This window comes from Nonomuraea sp. NPDC002799, from assembly GCF_053592075.1.
In genome coordinates this window covers 1-17,609 of the sequence record NZ_JBSFVA010000072.1, presented here as the reverse complement: position 1 = coordinate 17,609, position 17,609 = coordinate 1, and the positions used below count along the sequence as shown (strand labels likewise).

2 protein-coding genes are annotated in these 17,609 nt (G+C 73.2%); both read right to left on the bottom strand.

Annotation, left to right across the window (positions count from 1 at the left end; genetic code table 11):
- Positions 1 to 10,070, bottom strand: a 10,070-nt coding sequence (locus ACWD0F_RS50305; RefSeq protein ID WP_449890022.1) for an SDR family NAD(P)-dependent oxidoreductase, incomplete at its 3' end; no start/stop codon positions are given.
- A 23-nt stretch (positions 10,071 to 10,093) separates the two neighbouring features.
- Positions 10,094 to 17,458 (bottom strand): SDR family NAD(P)-dependent oxidoreductase, encoded by a 7,365-nt coding sequence (locus tag ACWD0F_RS50300; RefSeq protein WP_449890021.1) that lies wholly within the window; start codon positions 17,456 to 17,458, stop codon positions 10,094 to 10,096.
- Positions 17,459 to 17,609: the final 151 nt, after the last annotated feature.

Here is a 17,609-nt window from a genome sequence, read left to right as displayed (position 1 = left end):
GGTGCTTGGTGGATGGGGTGGGTGGTGTTGGGGGGGTGGTGGAGGTGGTTGTGGTGGAAGAGGGTGGTGATGGTGGTGAGCATGTGGTGGATGTGGTTGGGGTGGGTGTGGGGGAGTTGGAAGGGGTGGTAGGTGATGTGGGGGTGTTGTTGTTTGAGGGTGTGGGGGTTGCGGAGGTCGGTTTTGCCCATTTCGATGAAGCGGCCGCCGGGGTTGAGGTGGTGGAGTGAGGCGTCGGTGTAGGGGCCGGCGAGGGCGTTGAGGATGACGTCGACGTGGGGGAATTGGTGGGTGAAGTCGAGGTTGCGGGTGCTGGCGATGTGGGTGGGGGGGATGTTGTTGGCGTGGAGGGTGGGCCATTTGTTGGGGTGGGCGGTGGTGTAGATGTCGGCGCCGAGGTGTTGGGCGATTTGGGTGGCGGCGGTGCCGACGCCGCCGGTGGCGGCGTGGATGAGGATTTTTTCGCCGGGTTGGAGGTTGGCGAGGTGGGTGAGGGCGTAGTAGGCGGTGAGGTAGGCGACGGGGATGGCTGCGGCGTCGGTGAAGGACCAGTTGTCGGGGATCGGGGCGAGCAGCCGATGATCGGTGATACCGGCCGTGCCTATGGCATCGGGGACGAAGCCGAAGACCCGGTCACCGACCGACAGGCCGGTCACGCCCGGTCCGACCTCGGTCACGACACCCGCGGCATCCGAGCCGATGGTCGCGTCCGGGTCCGGATACATCCCTAGTGTGATCAGTACGTCCCGGAAGTTGAGCCCGGCCGCCCGGACGCCGACGCGCACCTCGCCTTCGTCCAGCGCTCGCGCCGCGCCGGGATGTGGGCGCAGGGCGAGGCCGTCCATGGTGCCGCGCGTCCCTACCTCCAGGTGCCAGGGGCCCGTCGCCGGGGGCAACAGCAGATCCGTCGCCGCGGCCACCAGGCTCGGTGTCCACACCTGTCCGTCACGGATGGCCAGCTGCGGGTTGCCGGTCGCCACGGCCGCGGCGACGAGGGGCAGGTCCGCGGACTCGTCCACGTCCAGGTGCACGAACCTGTCCGGATGTTCGCGCTGAACGCTCCGCAACATGCCCGCGATCGGCGCCAGGTCGAGCGCCAGCGGTTGCCCGTCGGTCACCGCGACGGCCCCGCGGGTCATCACCACCAGCTTGCTGCCGCCGAACACCTCCTCGGACAGCCACCCCTGGGCCAGGGCGAGCAGGTCTTCGAGAACGGCCCTGGCAGCGGCCACGACCTCGCCGCTCCCGGCGGCGAAGTGCGCCACGACGTGCGCCGGCGTCTGATCCGCGCCGGCGAGCGAGCCGAGGCCGTCGAAGACGGGCAGGCCGGTGAGGCCCGCGTCGCCGGAGCCGAGGACCGCCCAGGCCCCGTCAGGAAGCGGCACGGCCGGCGCCGGCGCCGGCGTCCACCGCAACCGGAACAGGGCGTCGTCGACCGGGTGGACCGGGCCGAGCCGGTCGAGCGAAACGGGCCTGGTCACCAGGGACGCGACGGAAGCGACCGACGCGCCGGCGGCGTCGGCGACCACGAGCCGGTAGGCGCCGTCGCCGATCGGCGCTATGTGCACCCGCAACGCCGTGGCCTGTACGGCGTGCAGGCGCACCCCGGTCCACAAGAACGGCAGCCCCAGCGCACCGGGTTCGGCCGCGTCGATCTCTTCGAGCACGAGCGCGTGCAAGGCGGCGTCCAAGAGCGCCGGATGGATGGCGAACCCGTCGGTGGAGACCTCCTCGGGAAGCCGGACCTCCGCGTAGATGCCAGCACCGTCGCGCCACGCCGCTTGCAGCCCCTGGAATGCCGGACCGTAGCCGTATCCGGCAGCGGCGAGCCGTGGATACGCCTCGGTGAGGTCGACGCGCTGCGCCCGCCGCGGCGGCCAGGAGAACAGCCCTTCCGGTTCCTGGCCGGTGGCGGAGCCGAGCACGGCGGTGGCGTGCCGGACCCAGCCCGCGTCCTCGGCCGGTCGCGAATGGATCCGCAGGACCCGCCGCCCGGCTTCGTCCGGTGCCTCCACGGTGAGCTGGAGCTGGATCGGGCCGGCGTCGTGGATGATCAGCGGCGTCTCCAGGGTGAGCTCCTCGACCAGCTCGCAGCCCAGCCGGTCGCCCGCCTGGATCGCCATGTCCAGGAAGGCGGTCCCGGGCAGCAGGACGGTGTCATGCAGGGAGTGCCCGGCCAGCCACGGGTGCGCGCTCAGCGAGATCCGGCCGGTCAGCAGCAGCCCGTCCGGTTCGGCCAGGTCGAGCGCGGCCAGCAGGAACGGGTGGTCCGGCGACTGCAGGCCGGCCCGGGACAGGTCGGCCGTCCCGTTGCCCGCCAGGGACCAGTAGTGCTGACGCTGGAAGGCGTACGTGGGCAGATCGACGCGCGGACGGGGGCCGTCGAACAGGCGCGACCAGTCGACCGGAACGCCCAGGGCGAACGCCTGCGCGGCCGACTTCAGCAGCCGCGTCCAGCCGTCCTCCTCGCGGCGCAGCGTGCCGATGATCGCCGCGCTCTCCACACCGGCCGACTCCAGGGTCTCCTGCAGGCTGAAGGCCAGCATCGGATGCGGGCTCACCTCGATGAAGGCGTCGTGGCGCGTGGCGGCGAGCGCCCGCGTGCCCTGCTCGAACAGGACCGGCTCGCGCAGGTTGCGATACCAGTAGTGCGTGTTCATCCGCTGGGTGTCCAGCTCAGCGCCGGTCACGGTGGAGACGAACGGAACCGCCGACCTCCCGGGGTCGACGGCGGCCAGCTCGGCCAGCACCTGCTCCTTGAGGACCTCGACCTGCGCCGAGTGTCCCGCCGTGTCCACGCCGGGGATCCGGCGCGCGCGTACGCCTTCCGCGGTGAGCTCGGCGGCCAGCACGTCGAGTGCCTCAGGGACGCCGGACACGGCCACGGAGCCCGGACTGTTGACCGCGGCGATGGCGAGGCGGCCGTCCCACCGCTCCAGACGCGGTGCCACGTCGTCGGCGCCCAGGGACACCGACATCATCCCGCCCTGCCCGGCGAGCCGGAGCCAGGCGAGGCTGCGCAGGGCGGACACCCGCGCGGCGTCCTCCAAGGACAGGGCGCCCGCGACGTAGCCGGCGGCGATCTCGCCCTGGGAGTGCCCGATCACCGCGGCGGGCTCGACTCCCATCGACCGCCACACGGCGGCCAGCGAGACCATCATCGTGAACAGGATCGGCTGGACGACGTCCACCCTGGACATCGCCGGCGCGCCCGGCCGCTCGGTCAGCACGTCGAGCACGGACCAGTCCAGATGCGGTTCGAGCGCCTCGGCGCAGGCCCGCACGCTGTCACGGAAGACCGGCGAGACGTCGAGCAGTTCCCTGGCCATCCCGGCCCACTGCGAGCCCTGGCCCGGGAACACGAACACCGGTTTGCGCACGGAGGCCGCCTGGCCCTGCAGCACGTTCGGCGCCGGCTCGCCGCCGGCGAGAGCGCGGAGCGCCTCGATCGCCTCGGCACGGTCCGCGACGACGGCGACGGCACGGTGTTCGAAGTGGGTACGAGCGGTCGCCAATGCGTAGGCGATGTCGGCGATGTCCCTGTCGGGGCCGGTTTCGACGAAGGCCAGCAACTGGGCGGCCTGGGCGCGCAGCGCCTCGGGCGACCGGGCGGAGACGATCAGCGCGACCGGGCGCCGCGGTGCCGGCTCAGGCTCCGGAGCCTCGGCGGGGGCGGACGGTTGTTCGAGGATGACGTGGGCGTTGGTGCCGCTGATGCCGAAGGAGGAGATCCCCGCGCGGCGCGGGCGGCCGTCGGCCGGCCACGGCCGGGGCTCGGTCAGCAGGGCGACGGCGCCGCTCGTCCAGTCGATGTGCGGGCTGGGTTCGTCCACGTGCAGGGTCTGCGGCAACGTCTCGTGCCGCATGGCCATGAGCATCTTGATGACGCCGGCGATGCCGGCGGCGGCCTGGGTGTGGCCGATGTTGGACTTGATGGAGCCCAGCCACAGCGGCCGGTCCCGGTCCTGGCCGTACGTGGCCAGCAAGGCTTGCGCCTCGATCGGATCGCCCAGCCTGGTGCCGGTGCCGTGGGCCTCGATCGCGTCGATGTCGGCCGGGCTGAGCCGCGCCCCGGCGATCGCCTGCCGGATGACGCGTTCCTGGGCCGGTCCGTTCGGCGCGGTCAGGCCGTTGCTGGCGCCGTCCTGGTTGACCGCGCTGCCGCGGAGCACCCCGAGGATGGTGCGTCCCGCGCGTCGCGCGTCCGACAGCCGCTCCAGCAGGACGACGCCGGCGCCGTCGGAGAAGCCGGTGCCGTCGGCGGCGGACGCGAAGGACTTGCAGCGGCCGTCCGGCGCCACGCCGCCCTGTTCGCCGATCTCCAGGAACACGGCCGGCGTCGCCATGACGGACACGCCACCGGCCAAGGCCAGCGAGCACTCGCCCAGGCGCAGCGCCTGCGCGGCCAGGTGGAGGGCGACCAGCGACGACGAGCACGCGGTGTCGACCGTGATGGCCGGCCCTTCCAGGCCGAACGTGTAGGCGATCCGGCCCGAGGCGATGCTGCCCGCGCTGCCGCCGCCGTAGTCGTGGTACATCAGTCCGGTGAAGACGCCGGTCGAACTGCCGCGCAGGGTCTCCGGCACGATCCCGGCCCGCTCCATGGCCTCCCAGGACACTTCGAGCATCACGCGCTGCTGGGGATCCATCGCCTGTGCCTCGCGCGGGCTGATCCCGAAGAAGGCCGGATCGAACTCGGCCGCGTCGTACAGGAAGCCGCCCGCGTCGGCGAACCCCTTGGCGGCGTCCGCCTCCCAGCCGCGGTCGGCCGGGAAGGCGGAGATCGCGTCGGTCGCGCCGGCGACCAACCGCCACAGGTCCTCGGGGCTGCGCACCCCACCCGGGAAACGGCAGCCCATGCCGATGATCGCGATCGGCTCGTCCTCGGTGACGGCCGCCGGGATCGGCCCGGCGGGCGCGGCGCCCGCTCCGGCGGCCTTCCGCAGCAGGTGCTCGGCCACGGAGACGATCGAGGGATGGTCGAACACGAGGGTGGCGGCCAGCCGCAGCCCGGTGGTGGCGGCGAGCCGGTTGCGGAACTCGACCGCGGTGAGTGAGTCGAAACCCAGATCCTTCAGCGCCCGGTTGGGGTCGATGGTGGTGGGGCCGGCATGACCGAGCACGGTGGCCACGTGCACGCGGACCAGTTCGAACGCGGCGTCCCGGCGTTTGTCCTCGGGCATCGCCATCAGCCGCTGGGCCCAGTTCCCGGCCTGCTCGGTGTTCGAGGCCGCGCGGCGGACCTGGACGAGGTCCCGCAACACCGGCGACGACACCGTGGCGGCGTTGCGGTTCACGCGTGCCGCGAAGAGGTGCGGGTGCCCGAGGCCGAGCGCCGTGTCGAACAGCTCGATCGCCTCCGACGTCGGCAGGGCCAGGATGCCGGTACGGCGGATGCGGCTGAGGTCGCTCTCGCCGAGCGCGCCGGTCATGCCGCCGGCCTGCTCCCACAGGCCCCAGGCCACGGAGGTCGCCACCAGCCCCTGCGCCTGCCGATGGTGCGCCAGAGCGTCGAGGAAGGTGTTCGCGGCGGCGTAGTTGGCCTGTCCCGGTGCGCCCAGGGTGCCCGCCGCCGAGGAGAACAACACGAACGCCGTCAGGTCCAGGTCCCGGGTCAGCTCATGGAGATGCCAGGCCGCGTCGACCTTGGGAAGCAGCACGGCGTCGAGACGTTCGGGGGTCAGGCTCTCCAGGGTGGCGTCATCGAGCACGCCGGCCGCGTGGATGACCGCGGTCAGCGGCTGCCGCTCGGGAACGCCCGCGATGAGCTCGGTGACCTGGCCGCGGTCCGCGGTGTCGCACGAGCGGATGGACACCACGGCGCCGCGTTCGGTGAGTTCGCGGTGCAGCTCGGCCGCGCCGGCCGCCTCCGGTCCGCGGCGGCTGGTGAGCAGCAGATGCCGCACGCCGTACTCGGTGACGAGGTGACGGGCGATGACCGCGCCGAGAGCGCCGGTCCCGCCGGTGATCAGTACGGTGCCGTCAGGGTCGAGCCGATGCGGTCGCGACGGCGTCTCACTCGCGGGCGCCAGCCGGGGAGCGAGACACCGGCCGGCGCGGATCGCCACCTGCGGTTCACCGGTCGCCAGCGCCGCGGAAAGCCCGCCGGAGCCTTCAAGGTCACGGGAATCCCCGGGGTCGTCGGTGTCGATGAGGACGAATCGGCCGGGGTGTTCGTTCTGGGCCGAGCGGACCAGGCCCCATACGGTCGCCTGCGCCGGGTCCACGTCCTCGCCGGCGTTCACGGCCACGGCCCCGTGCGTGACGACGACGAGCCTGCTCGTGTCGGCCTGCTCGGCGGCGAGCCGGCTCCGCAGCTCGCCGAGTATCCGCGCGGCCGCCGCGTGGGCGGCGCCGGGCACGTCAGTGGCGCCGGGTCCGGTGTGGACGATGGCGTGCCCGGAGCCGGAGCCGGCGTCGCCGGTGGCGGTGACCGCTCTCCATCTGAGCTGGAACAGCGAGCGTGGCCGGTGGGCACCCGCCGTGGTGAGCTGCGCGTGCGTGATCGGCCGGGTGGTGAGCGTCTCCACCGTGACCACGGGCGCGCCGGACAGGTCGTCGATCGCGAGCCGATAGGCGTCGGAGCCGGCCGGGCTGATCCGGACCCGCAGTGCCGTCGCGTCGACGGCGTGCAACCGCACGCCACTCCACGAGAACGGCAGGCTGACACCGCCTTCGCCGTCGTTCGCCAGCACCATGGCGTGCAACGCCGCGTCCAGCAGGGCGGGGTGCACGCCGAAGCCGCTGACCGCCGTCCCTTCCGGCAGGCGCACCTCGGCGTACACGTCCGCGCCGTCGCGCCACACCGACCGGAGCCCCTGGAACACCGGACCGTACTCGTACCCGCGTCCGGCCAGCCGCTCGTAGGCGTCCGTCAGATCGACGGCTTGACCGGACGGCGGCCAGGCGACCGCGGCGGCGCCGCCGGCGGGTCGCTCGGCGGCGACGAGCACACTGGTCGCGTGACGTGTCCAGGGACCGTCCGGCTCCTGCTCGGGCCGGGAGTAGATCGCCACCCGATGGGCCGGGTCGTCCTCGGTCCCGCTGACGATGCACTGGATGATGACCCCGCCCGCTGCCGGCAGCACGAGCGGCGCCTCCAGGGTCAGCTCGTCCAGGTGCGGGCGGCCGGAGTGGTCGCCCGCCCACAACGCGAGATCCACGAAGGCGGTGCCCGGCACGAGAACCGTTCCCGCGACGGCGTGATCGGCCAGCCAGGGTTGTGCCTGCGGTGACAACCTCCCGCTGAACACCCGGCCGTGGTCGTCCGCGAGCTGCAGCAGCGCGCCGAGCAGCGGGTGGGCCGCCGCTTCGAGACCGGCCGACGCGACGTCCGCGGTGCCCACCGGATCGAGCCAGTAGCGCTGCCGCTGGAAGGCGTACGTCGGCAGCTCGACCCGCCGATGGGGGCCGGGATAGACGGTGGACCAGTCGACGGCCGCGCCGTGCCCGTGCGCCTGGACCAGCGCGGTGAGCAGTTGCGCCTGGTCGGCCCGGTCGCGGCGGAGGGTGCCCTGCGTCGCGGCCGGACGCCGGCTCGCCTCGATCGTCTCGCCTACCGGGGTGGTGAGCACCGGATGCGGGCTCACCTCGATGAACAGCGTGTGCCCGTCCGCGAGGGCGGCGCCGACGGCGGCCTCGAACCGGACGGTGTGCCGGAGGTTGCGGAACCAGTAGCCCGCGGTCAGGTCCTCCGTGGACGTCAGCGCCTGCCCGGTGATCGTGGAGTACATGGCCACCCGGGCCTGCCCGGCCCGGACCGGCGCCAGCGCGGTCGCGAGCCGGTCGCGCAGGACGTCCACATGCGGGGTGTGGGAGGCGTAGTCGACGTCGATGCGGCGAGCCTGGACGCCGTCGTCCTGGTACGCGGCGAGCATGGCCGCCAGCTCGTCGGCGGCGCCGGCGACGACGGTGCTGGCGGGCCCGTTCACGGCCGCGACATGGATGTCCTGATAGCGGGTCAGACGCCGCTCCACCACGTCGGCGGGCAGCGGGACCGACACCATGCCGCCGGTTCCGGCGATCGCGGAGATCGCCTGGCTGCGCAGTGCGACGATCCGCGCGGCGTCCTCCAGGCTGAGCGCCCCGGCGACGTGCGCGGCGGCGATCTCGCCCTGCGAATGGCCGATCACCGCGTCCGGCCGGACACCATGGTGGCGCCACAGGCCCGCCAGCGACACCATCATGGCGAACAGCGCGGGCTGGACCACGTCGACGCGGTCGAACGAGGCGGCGGCCGGGTCGCCGGTCAGCACGTCCAGCAGCGACCAGTCGATGTGGGGACGCAGCGCCTCCGCGCACGCGGTGATGTGCTCGCGGAACACCGGCGAGGTCTCCAGCAACCGGCCGGCCATGCCGATCCACTGCGAGCCCTGGCCGGGGAACACGAAGACGGTCCTGGCCGGTCCGGTCGTGTCCGCCTGCACCAGGTTCGGCGCCGAGACGCCGTCGGCCAGCGCCCGGAGCGCCTGGCGGAGCTCCTCCGCCGTGCTGCCGACGATGCCCGCACGGTGCCCGAAGTGGGTACGCGTGACGGCCAGCGCGGCCCCGGTGGCGGCGAGGTCGGGCCGCTCGGTGCCGTCGAGCAGGTCGCCGAGCCGTCCGGCCTGGTCGCGCAGGGCCTGCTCGGAGCGGCCGGACAGCGGCCACACGACCGGGCCGTCGAGCGCCGCGGGCGCGGACTCCTTCTCGGGTGCTTGTTCCAGGATGAGGTGGGCGTTGGTGCCGCTGATGCCGAAGGAGGAGATCCCGGCCCGGAGCGGGTGCCCGTCCGGCCGCCAGGGCCGCGGTTCGGTCAGCAGGGAGACGGCGCCGCCGCTCCAGTCGACGTGCGGGCTGCTCTGGCCGGCGTGCAGGGTCCGGGGGAGAACGCCGTGCCGCATCGCCATGATCATTTTGATCACGCCGGCGACACCCGCCGCGGCCTGCGTGTGGCCGATGTTCGACTTGACGGAGCCCAGCCACAGCGGCCGGTCGCGGTCCTGGCCGTAGGTGGCGATGAGGGCGTTCGCCTCGATGGGGTCACCGAGCGGGGTGCCGGTGCCGTGCGCCTCCACCGCGTCCACCTCGGCCGGCTCCAGCTCGGCGTCGGCCAGCGCCTGCCGGATCACCCGCTCCTGGGACGGCCCGTTGGGCGCGGTCAGCCCGTGACTGGCGCCGTCCTGGTTCGCCGCGCTCCCCCGCAGCACCGCCAGCACCGGATGGTGGTTGCGCCGGGCGTCGGAAAGACGCTCCAGCAGCACCAGTCCGGCGCCCTCGGCCCAGCCGAGGCCGTCGGCCGCGGCGGAGAAGGGTTTGCAGCGCCCATCCGGCGCGAGCCCGCGCTGACGGCTGAACTGCAGGAACACGCTGGGGGTGGCCATCACGGTCACGCCGCCGGCCAGGGCCAGCGAACATTCGCGCCGCCGCAGCGCGTGCGCCGCGAGGTGCAGGGCCACCAGTGAGGACGAGCACGCCGTGTCGATGCTGACCGCGGGGCCCTCCAGGCCCAGCGTGTACGCGACCCGCCCGGACGCGACGCTGCCCGCGCTCCCGATGCCGAGATGACCTTCGAACCCCTCCGGCGCGGGCGTCAGCCGGGAGCCGTAGTCGTCGTACATGATCCCGCTGAAGACGCCGGTGTCGCTGCCCCGCAACGACCCCGGCGCGATCCCCGCCCGCTCGATCGCCTCCCAGGCGATCTCCAGCAGCAACCGCTGCTGGGGGTCGATGCCGAGCGCCTCGCGTGGGCTGATCCCGAAGAAGTCCGGGTCGAACGCGGCGGCGTCGTGCAGGAAACCGCCGCTGCTGACGTAGGACTTCCCGCTTCGCTCCGGGTCGGGGTCGTACAGGTCCGGATCCCAGCCGCGGTCGGTGGGCATCGGGGAGATCGCGTCGGATCCGTCCGCTACCAGCCGCCACAACTCTTCCGGCGAGCTGACACCGCCGGGGAAGCGGCAGCCGATCCCGATGATCGCGATCGGCTCGGAGTGGGTGGTGGTGAGTTCCAGGTTCGCCTGGCGCAGGCGCTCGTTCTCCTTGAGCGAGGCCCGCAGTGCCCGGACGAGCTTGTTGTCCTCGGAATCCGGCATGGAGTGTCCCATTTCCATCGCGGTCATGAATCGGTGTCGGTGAGCTCGTCCTGCAGTGCCAGGCGGATCAGCTCGTCGGTCGCCATCTCGTCGATGTCGCCGGCGTCCTTGCTCGCCGCCCCGCCCCCCGCCCCGCCCGCCGCCTCGCCCGCCGTCTCGTCCGCCGTGGCGGCGAGCCGCAGCAAGGTGTCCGCCAGTCCCGCCCGGCGCAGCCGCTCCAGCGGGATCGTGGTCAGCGCCCGGCGGAGGGCGGAGTCGGTGGCGCCGGAGTCCGCACGCAACCCTGTCGCCAGCCGGCTGTGCAGGTGCTCCGCGAGCGCCGCCGGGGTCGGATGGTCGAACACGAGGGTGGCCGGCAGCGTCAGACCGGTCGTGGTGGTCAGCCGGTTACGCAGTTCCACGGTCATCAGCGAGTCGAAACCCAGCTCGCGGAAGGGCCGCGCCGGGTCGATCAGCGAGCCGTGGTGGTCGGCGATGGTGGCGATCTGCGTGGTGACCAGCCGCAGCAGGTGCTCCCGCTGCTCCGGCACCGGCAGACCGTCCAGCGCCGGCAGCGTGGGCCGGGCCGCCGGGGTGCCGGCCGGCCGGCCGCGCAGCAGGCGGCTCAGCATCATGGGTACGGCCTGCTGCCCGGCGAGGCCGGGCAAATCCAGCCGGACCGGTACGAGATGGGCCTGGCCGGTCCCGGTAGCCGCGTCGAACAGGGCCAGCGCGTCCTTGGTGGAAAGAGGCACGACCCCGGTGCGGCGCAGGCGGTGCAGGTCGGCCTGGCGCAGCCGCCCGGTCAGGCCGCTGCTCTGCTCCCACAGTCCCCATGCCAGCGCGGTGGCCGGCAGCCCGCGGGCCCGGCGGTGCTGGGCCAGCGCGTCCAGGAACGTGTTGGCCGCCGCGTAGTTGGCCTGCCCGGCGGCGCCCAGGACCCCCGACGCCGAGGAGAACAACACGAACGCCGTCAGGTCGAGATGCCGGGTCTGCTCGTGCAGGTGCCACGCCGCGTCCACCTTCGGCCGCAGCACGTCGCCGACCTGATCCCCGGTGAGGTCGCCGACCAGGGCGTCGTCGACGGCTCCCGCGGTGTGGATCACCGCGGTCAGCGGATGTCCGGCGGGAACGCCGGCCAGCAGCGTGGCGACCTGCCCCGGATCCGCCGTGTCGCAGGCGGCGATGGTGACGGCGGAACCGAGCCCGGTGAGCTCCCGCTCAAGCTCCGCGGCACCGTCCGCGCCGGGTCCGCGCCGGCTGACGAGCAGCAGGTTCCGGCTGCCGTGGGCGGTGACCAGATGGCGGGCGACCAGCGCTCCGAGGGTCCCGGTGCCGCCGGTGACCAGCACCGTTCCCGCCGGTCGCAACGCCAGGCCGTGCTCCTGACCGGTGATCGACGGCACGCGGGCCAGGCCGGGCGCGTACGCCTTGCCCTGGCGGACGGCGACCTGCGCGCGCCGGTCCCGTACGGCGGTCGCGATGATCCCGGCCAGCGCGCGCTCGGAGGAGCTCTCGTCGTCCACGTCGACCAGGGTGAAGCGGCCCGGGTGCTCAGCCTGCGCCGAACGCAGCAAGCCCCAGCAGGCCGCCTGCGCGAGGCCGTCGACCGGGTCGGCGGGCAGGGCCGCGACGGCCGATCGGGTCAGCACGACCACGTGCGCGGAGTTCGGCTTCGCCGGGAGCCAGGTCTGAAGGAAGCCCAGGATGTCCCGCGTGGCGGAGTGGGCGGCCTGAACCGGGTCGCCGGCGTCACCGGGGCCGGGCGACACGAGGACGATCTCCGGGGACGAGCCGTTCCCCCTGATCGCGGTCACGTCCGGATAGGTCGTACGGACCGCTGGGACGCCGGCGTGGTGACCCACCGCCGCCCAGTCGTCGGTCGGCGCCGTCGCGTCGGCCTCGAACCGCGTCCACTCCACCTCGTAGAGGGACTCGTGCCGGGGCGCCGTCAGCGCCCGGCGCAACTGCTCACCGGAGACCGGCAGGATCAGCACCGACGCGACCGACCCGACCGACCGGCCCGACTCGTCCGCGATCGACACCGCGATCCGGCCGTCCTCCGAGGTGGTCAGCCACACCCGCAACACGCGCTCGCCGCCGGTGTCCATCCGCACGTCCCGCCACGAGAACGGGATGCGCGGCCGCTCGCCGTCCTCCTCCGGATCGGCCACCAGCGCGGTCAGCCCCGCGGGGATCCCGTCGGCACCGAGCGCGTGCATCGTCGCGTCCAGCAGCGCCGGATGCACCGCGAACCCGCCGGACGGGGTCGACTCGGCCAGCCGGAGCTCGGCGAACAGGTCGTCGCCCCGCCGCCAGGCCGCCCGCAACGAGCGGAAGGCCGGACCCCACGTGTAGTGGCCACGAGCGTTGTACCGGTCGTAGAAGCCGGCCACGTCCAGCGCCTCCGCGTCCTGCGGCGGCCACGACACCAGCGCGTCCGGCGCGGGCCGCGCCTGCGAGGACGGCGCGAGGCCGCCGTGGGCGAGCACCACCCAGAGCTGGTCGGAACCGGCGGCCCGGCACCGCAGGTTCATCGTGCGGTCGCCGTCCCGGCCCGGGGCGCCGAGGAGCAACTGGAGCTCGAAGGCCCGGTTGTCGGCGAGCACGAGCGGCGACTCGTGCGTCAGCTCCGTGATCAGCTCCGCCTCGACCTGGTGACCCGCCCAGGCGGCGAGCTCCACCCACGTCGTCCCGGGCACGACCACGTTGCCGAGCACCAGATGGTCGGAGATCCACGGCTGGGAGAGCCGGGAGATCCGCCCCGTGAACAGCACACCACCGTTGTCGAGATCTATCCGCGAGGTCAGCAGCGCATGCCCGGCAGCACCCGCCGGCGTGACTTCCGGCGTCGCCGGCTCCAGCCAGAACCTGCGGCGTTCGAACGGGTAGGTCGGCAGGCTGAGCCGCACCGGCCGATGCCCCGGCCGCCAGTTCACGGCATGACCCGAGGTGTACGCCTTGGCCAGCGCGGCCGTGACGGTCGTGGGCTCGGGGACGCCCTTGCGCAACAACGTGATCGTGTCCGGCGCGTCCTCCGGCAGGTTCTGCTGCACCAGCGCGCTGAGGACCGGGTCCGGGCCGAGCTCCACGAACGTGGTGACCCCGAGGTCGTGCAGGGTCCGTACACCGTCGTGGAAGCGCACCGCCTGCCGGGCGTGCCGGACCCAGTAGTCCGGCGAGCTCATCTCCTCCCCGTCGGCCAGCCGGCCGGTGAGGTTGGCGACGAGCGGGACCACCGGCCGCCCGAATGCGAGGCCGGCCACCACCCGGCCGAAGTCCGCCATCATGGGATCGATGAGCGGCGAATGGAACGCGTGGCTCACCGTGAGCCGCTTGGTCTTGCGCCCTTCGCCGTCCCAATGGGCCGCCACGCGCTGCGCCGCGACCGCCGCACCGGAGATGACGACCGAGTCCGCCGCGTTGACGGCGGCGATCGACACGCCTTCGACGCCGGCCAGGCTCGCGCGAACCTCGTCCTCCGTGGCCTGCAAAGCGATCATCGCGCCACCGGGAGGCAGGGCCTGCATCAGCCGGCCACGCGCCGCGACCAGCGCCGCGGCGTCGCTCAGGCTCAGCACCCCCGACAGGTGCGCCGCGGCGATCTCGCCGACGGAGTGCCCGATCAGGTAGTCGGCACGTACCCCGTGCCGCTCCAGCAGCCGGTAGAGCGCGACCTGCAACGCGAACAGCGCCGGTTGGGCGTAGGCCGTCTCGTTCAGCGGGTTCTGCTCGGCCGCGCCCACCTCGGTGAACAGGACCTGCTGGATCGGCCGGTCCAGGTGCGGATCGAGGTGCGCGCTCACCGAGTCGAGAGCCGCGGCGAACACCGCATTCGCCGCATACAGCTCGCCTCCCATGGCGGCGCGCTGGCTGCCCTGGCCGGTGAACAGGAACGCGGTCCGCCCGGAGATCCGGCCGGTGCCCAGGTGCGCCTGCGGGCAGGGCTCCCCACGGCCGAGACGGTCGAGCCCGTCGAGCAGGCCGGTCTCGTCCCGCCCGGTGACGACCGCCCGGTGCTCGAAAGCGTGCCGCGTCGTCGCGAGGGCCTGGCCGACGTCGGCGGGCGGCACACCGGGGCGTTCCCTGATCCACGAGGCGAGCCTGCGGGCCTGGGCGCGCAGCGCGGCCTCGGTCCGCGCCGACAGCGGCCACTGCACCTCACCGCCGCCCGGCGGCCCGGCCGGCACCGGAAGATCCGGCTCGGCCGTCTGCTCCTTTGAAGGTTCCGGCTCGGCCGTCTGCTCCAGTGAAGGTTCCGGCTCGGCGGCCTGCTCCAGGATGACGTGGGCGTTCGTGCCGCTGATGCCGAACGCCGACACCGCCGCGCGCCGGGGCCTGCCGCGATCGGGCCAGGCGATCTCGTCGGTGAGCAGCTCGACCTTGCCCGCCGACCAGTTCACGTGCGGCGTCGGCGAGCCGACGTGCAACGTCTTGGGCAACCGGCCGTTGCGCAGGGCGAGCACCATCTTGATGACGCCCGCGACACCGGCGGCGGCCTGGGTGTGCCCGATGTTGGACTTGACGGAGCCCAGCCACAGCGGATGGTCGCGGTTCTGGCCGTAGGTGGCGAGCAGCGCCTGCGCCTCGATGGGATCGCCCAGCGTGGTGCCCGTGCCGTGCGCCTCGACCGCGTCCACGTCCGAGGTGCGCAGTCCGGCGTTCGCCAGTGACTGCCTGATCACCCGGTCCTGTGCGGGGCCGTTCGGCGCGGTGAGGCCGTTGCTGGCGCCGTCCTGGTTCACGGCGGAGCCGCGGACGACCGCGAGCACCTCGTGGCCGTTGCGTCGCGCCTCCGACAGCCGCTCCAGAACCAGCAGCCCGGCGCCCTCGCCCCAGCCCGTGCCGTCGGCTTCCGCGGCGAACGGCTTGCACCGCCCGTCGGGCGCCAGACCGCGTTGACGGCTGAACTCCAGGAACGCCCCGGGGTTGGCCATCACCGTCACCCCGCCCGCCAGAGCCAGCGTGCACTCACTCGAGCGCAGGGCCTGCGCGGCCAGGTGCACGGCGACCAGCGAGGATGAGCACGCGGTGTCGACCGTGACCGCCGGGCCCTGGAAACCGAAGGTGTAGGCGATCCGGCCGGACGTCACGCTGGCGGCGTTGCCCGTCGCGAGGTAGCCGCCCGTCTCGTCCCTCGGCTGCGCGAGACCGCCGCCGTACTCCTGGGGCCACGCCCCGACGAACACCCCGGTCAGGCTCTCGCGCAGGGAGGCGGGGGTGATGCCGGCCGCCTCGACCGCCTCCCACGCCACTTCCAGCAGGACGCGCTGTTGCGGGTCCATCGCCAGCGCCTCGCGCGGGCTGATGCCGAAGAACGCCGGATCGAAGTCGGCCGCGTCATACAGGAAACCGCCGGTCCTGGCGTACGTGGTGCCGGGATGGTCCGGGTCGGGGTGATACAGCGCGTCGGTGTCCCAGCCCCGGTCGGCAGGGAAGCCGGAGATCGCGTCGGTTCCGTCGCTCACCAGCCGCCAGAGGTCGTCGGGTGAAGCGACGCCGCCCGGGTACCGGCAGGCCATCCCGACGACCGCGATCGGGTCATCGGCCGGTGCCCCGATCACCGCGAGCGGGTCATTCCGGTCGATCTCGCCGCTCAGCTCGCCGTACAGGAAGTCGGCGACCGCGAACGGCGTCGGGTGGTCGAAGGTCAACGTGGTGGGCAGGTCCAGCCCGGTCACGCCGATCAGCCGGTTACGGATCTCCACGGCCATCAGCGAGTCGAACCCGTGCGCGCGGAAGGGCTGATCGAGGTTCACGCCGTCGGCCGGCTGACGCCCGAGCACGGCCGTGGTCTGCGAGCCGACCAGCCTCCGCAGATAGGCGCGCCGCTCAGTGACAGGCAACGCTTCGAGACGCCGCGACAACGTGGACGTGGTGTCCTCGTCCTGGCGCCGGACCTGCTCGGCCTCGGGAATCTCGTCCAGCAGCGGCCTCGGCCGGGCGGCGGTGAAGGCCGGTGCGAACCGGGCCCAGTCCACGTCGGCCACCGTCAGCGACGTCTCGTCGTGGTCCAGCGCGTCGCGCAGCGCGGTGAGCGCCGACTCCGGCCGCATCTTGGCCACGCCGAACTTGCTCAGGTGCTCGCCGACGCCGTCCTCGTCGCCCATGCCCGCGCCGGCCCACAGTCCCCACGACACGGCCAGCGCGGGGAGACCACGGCCACGCCGGTGCACGGCCAGCGCGTCGGCGAAGGCGTTCGCCGCGCCGTAGACGCCCTGCCCGGCGCTGCCCCACACCCCCGCGATCGAGGAGAACAACACGAACGCGTCGAGCTCCCGGCCGGCGAACAGGTCGTGCAGATGCGCCGCGGCGACGGCCTTGGCGGTGACGTCGGCCAGCTCGGCCGCGGTCGTGCCGGCGATCGCCGAACGCTGGCTCACCCCGGCCGCGTGCACCACCGTCCTGATGGGACCGAGCGTGGCCTCGACCTGATCGATCAGCCCGGCCAGAGCCGCCCGGTCGGCGACGTCGCACTCGGCGACGGTCACCGTCGCACCGAGTTCGGTCAACTCCGTGACAAGCTCCTGGGCACCCGGTGCGCGCAGCCCGCGCCTGCTCGTCAGCACCAGATTCTCGGCGCCGGCCTCGGCGAGCCACTTGGCCGCGTGCACACCCAAGGCCCCGGTTCCGCCCGTGATCAGGGCGGTGCCACGGGCCCGCCACCCGTCGCCCGCGGACCTGCGGCTCAGCGGGGCGCGCGTCAGCCTGGGCACGAAGACGCCGGAGGCGCGGACCGCCATCTGGTCCTCACCGGACGACCCGCCGAGTACGGCGGCGAGCCGGGTCAGAGCGGAGCGGTCCGGCGACTCGGGCAGATCCACGAGCCCGCCCCAACGCTCGGGATGCTCCAGGCCGACGGTCCGCCCCAGACCCCAGATCTGCGCCTGTACGGGATTGTCGAGCGCATCGAAACGGCCCACGCTGACCGCGCCCGTGGTGAGCAGCCACAAGGGAGCGTCGATGCGCCGGTCACCCAGCGCCTGCACCAGCGCGAGTGTGGCGGCCAAGCCCTGGTTCTCATCGAGTGCCAGCAACGACACGATGCCGTCCACGGAGCCGGCGTCGGCCAGCCGTCCGGCCAGCGTCCCACGATCGTCACCCGTGCCCACCGTGATCACGTCCGCCTCCGTCAGAAGGCCGGTCATCGCGACCACCCAGGCGTGCTCGGCCTGACCCGCCGGAACGACGAGCAGCCGGCGTCCGGCCGGATGTCCCGAGCCTTCGGTGAGCGGACGCCACGCGACCTTGTACCGCCAGCCGTCCGTCAGGGACTGGTCACGGTGCCGCTGATGCCACGCGGCCAGACTCGGCAGGACGGTGCTCAGCGAGTCGATCTCATGCGGGGCCGCCCGGAGGGTGGAGGCGAGCGAGTCGACATCGCCTTGTGCCACGGCATCCCAGAACACGGCCTGTCCGGAGCCGTCCTGCTGCTTGCGCTGCCGATCCGGACCATGCCAGTAGCTCTGGCGTTGGAAGGGGTAGGTGGGGAGTTGGACGGTGTGTCCGGTGTGGATGGTGGTCCAGTCGACTGTGACGCCGTGGTTGTGGGCTTGGGCG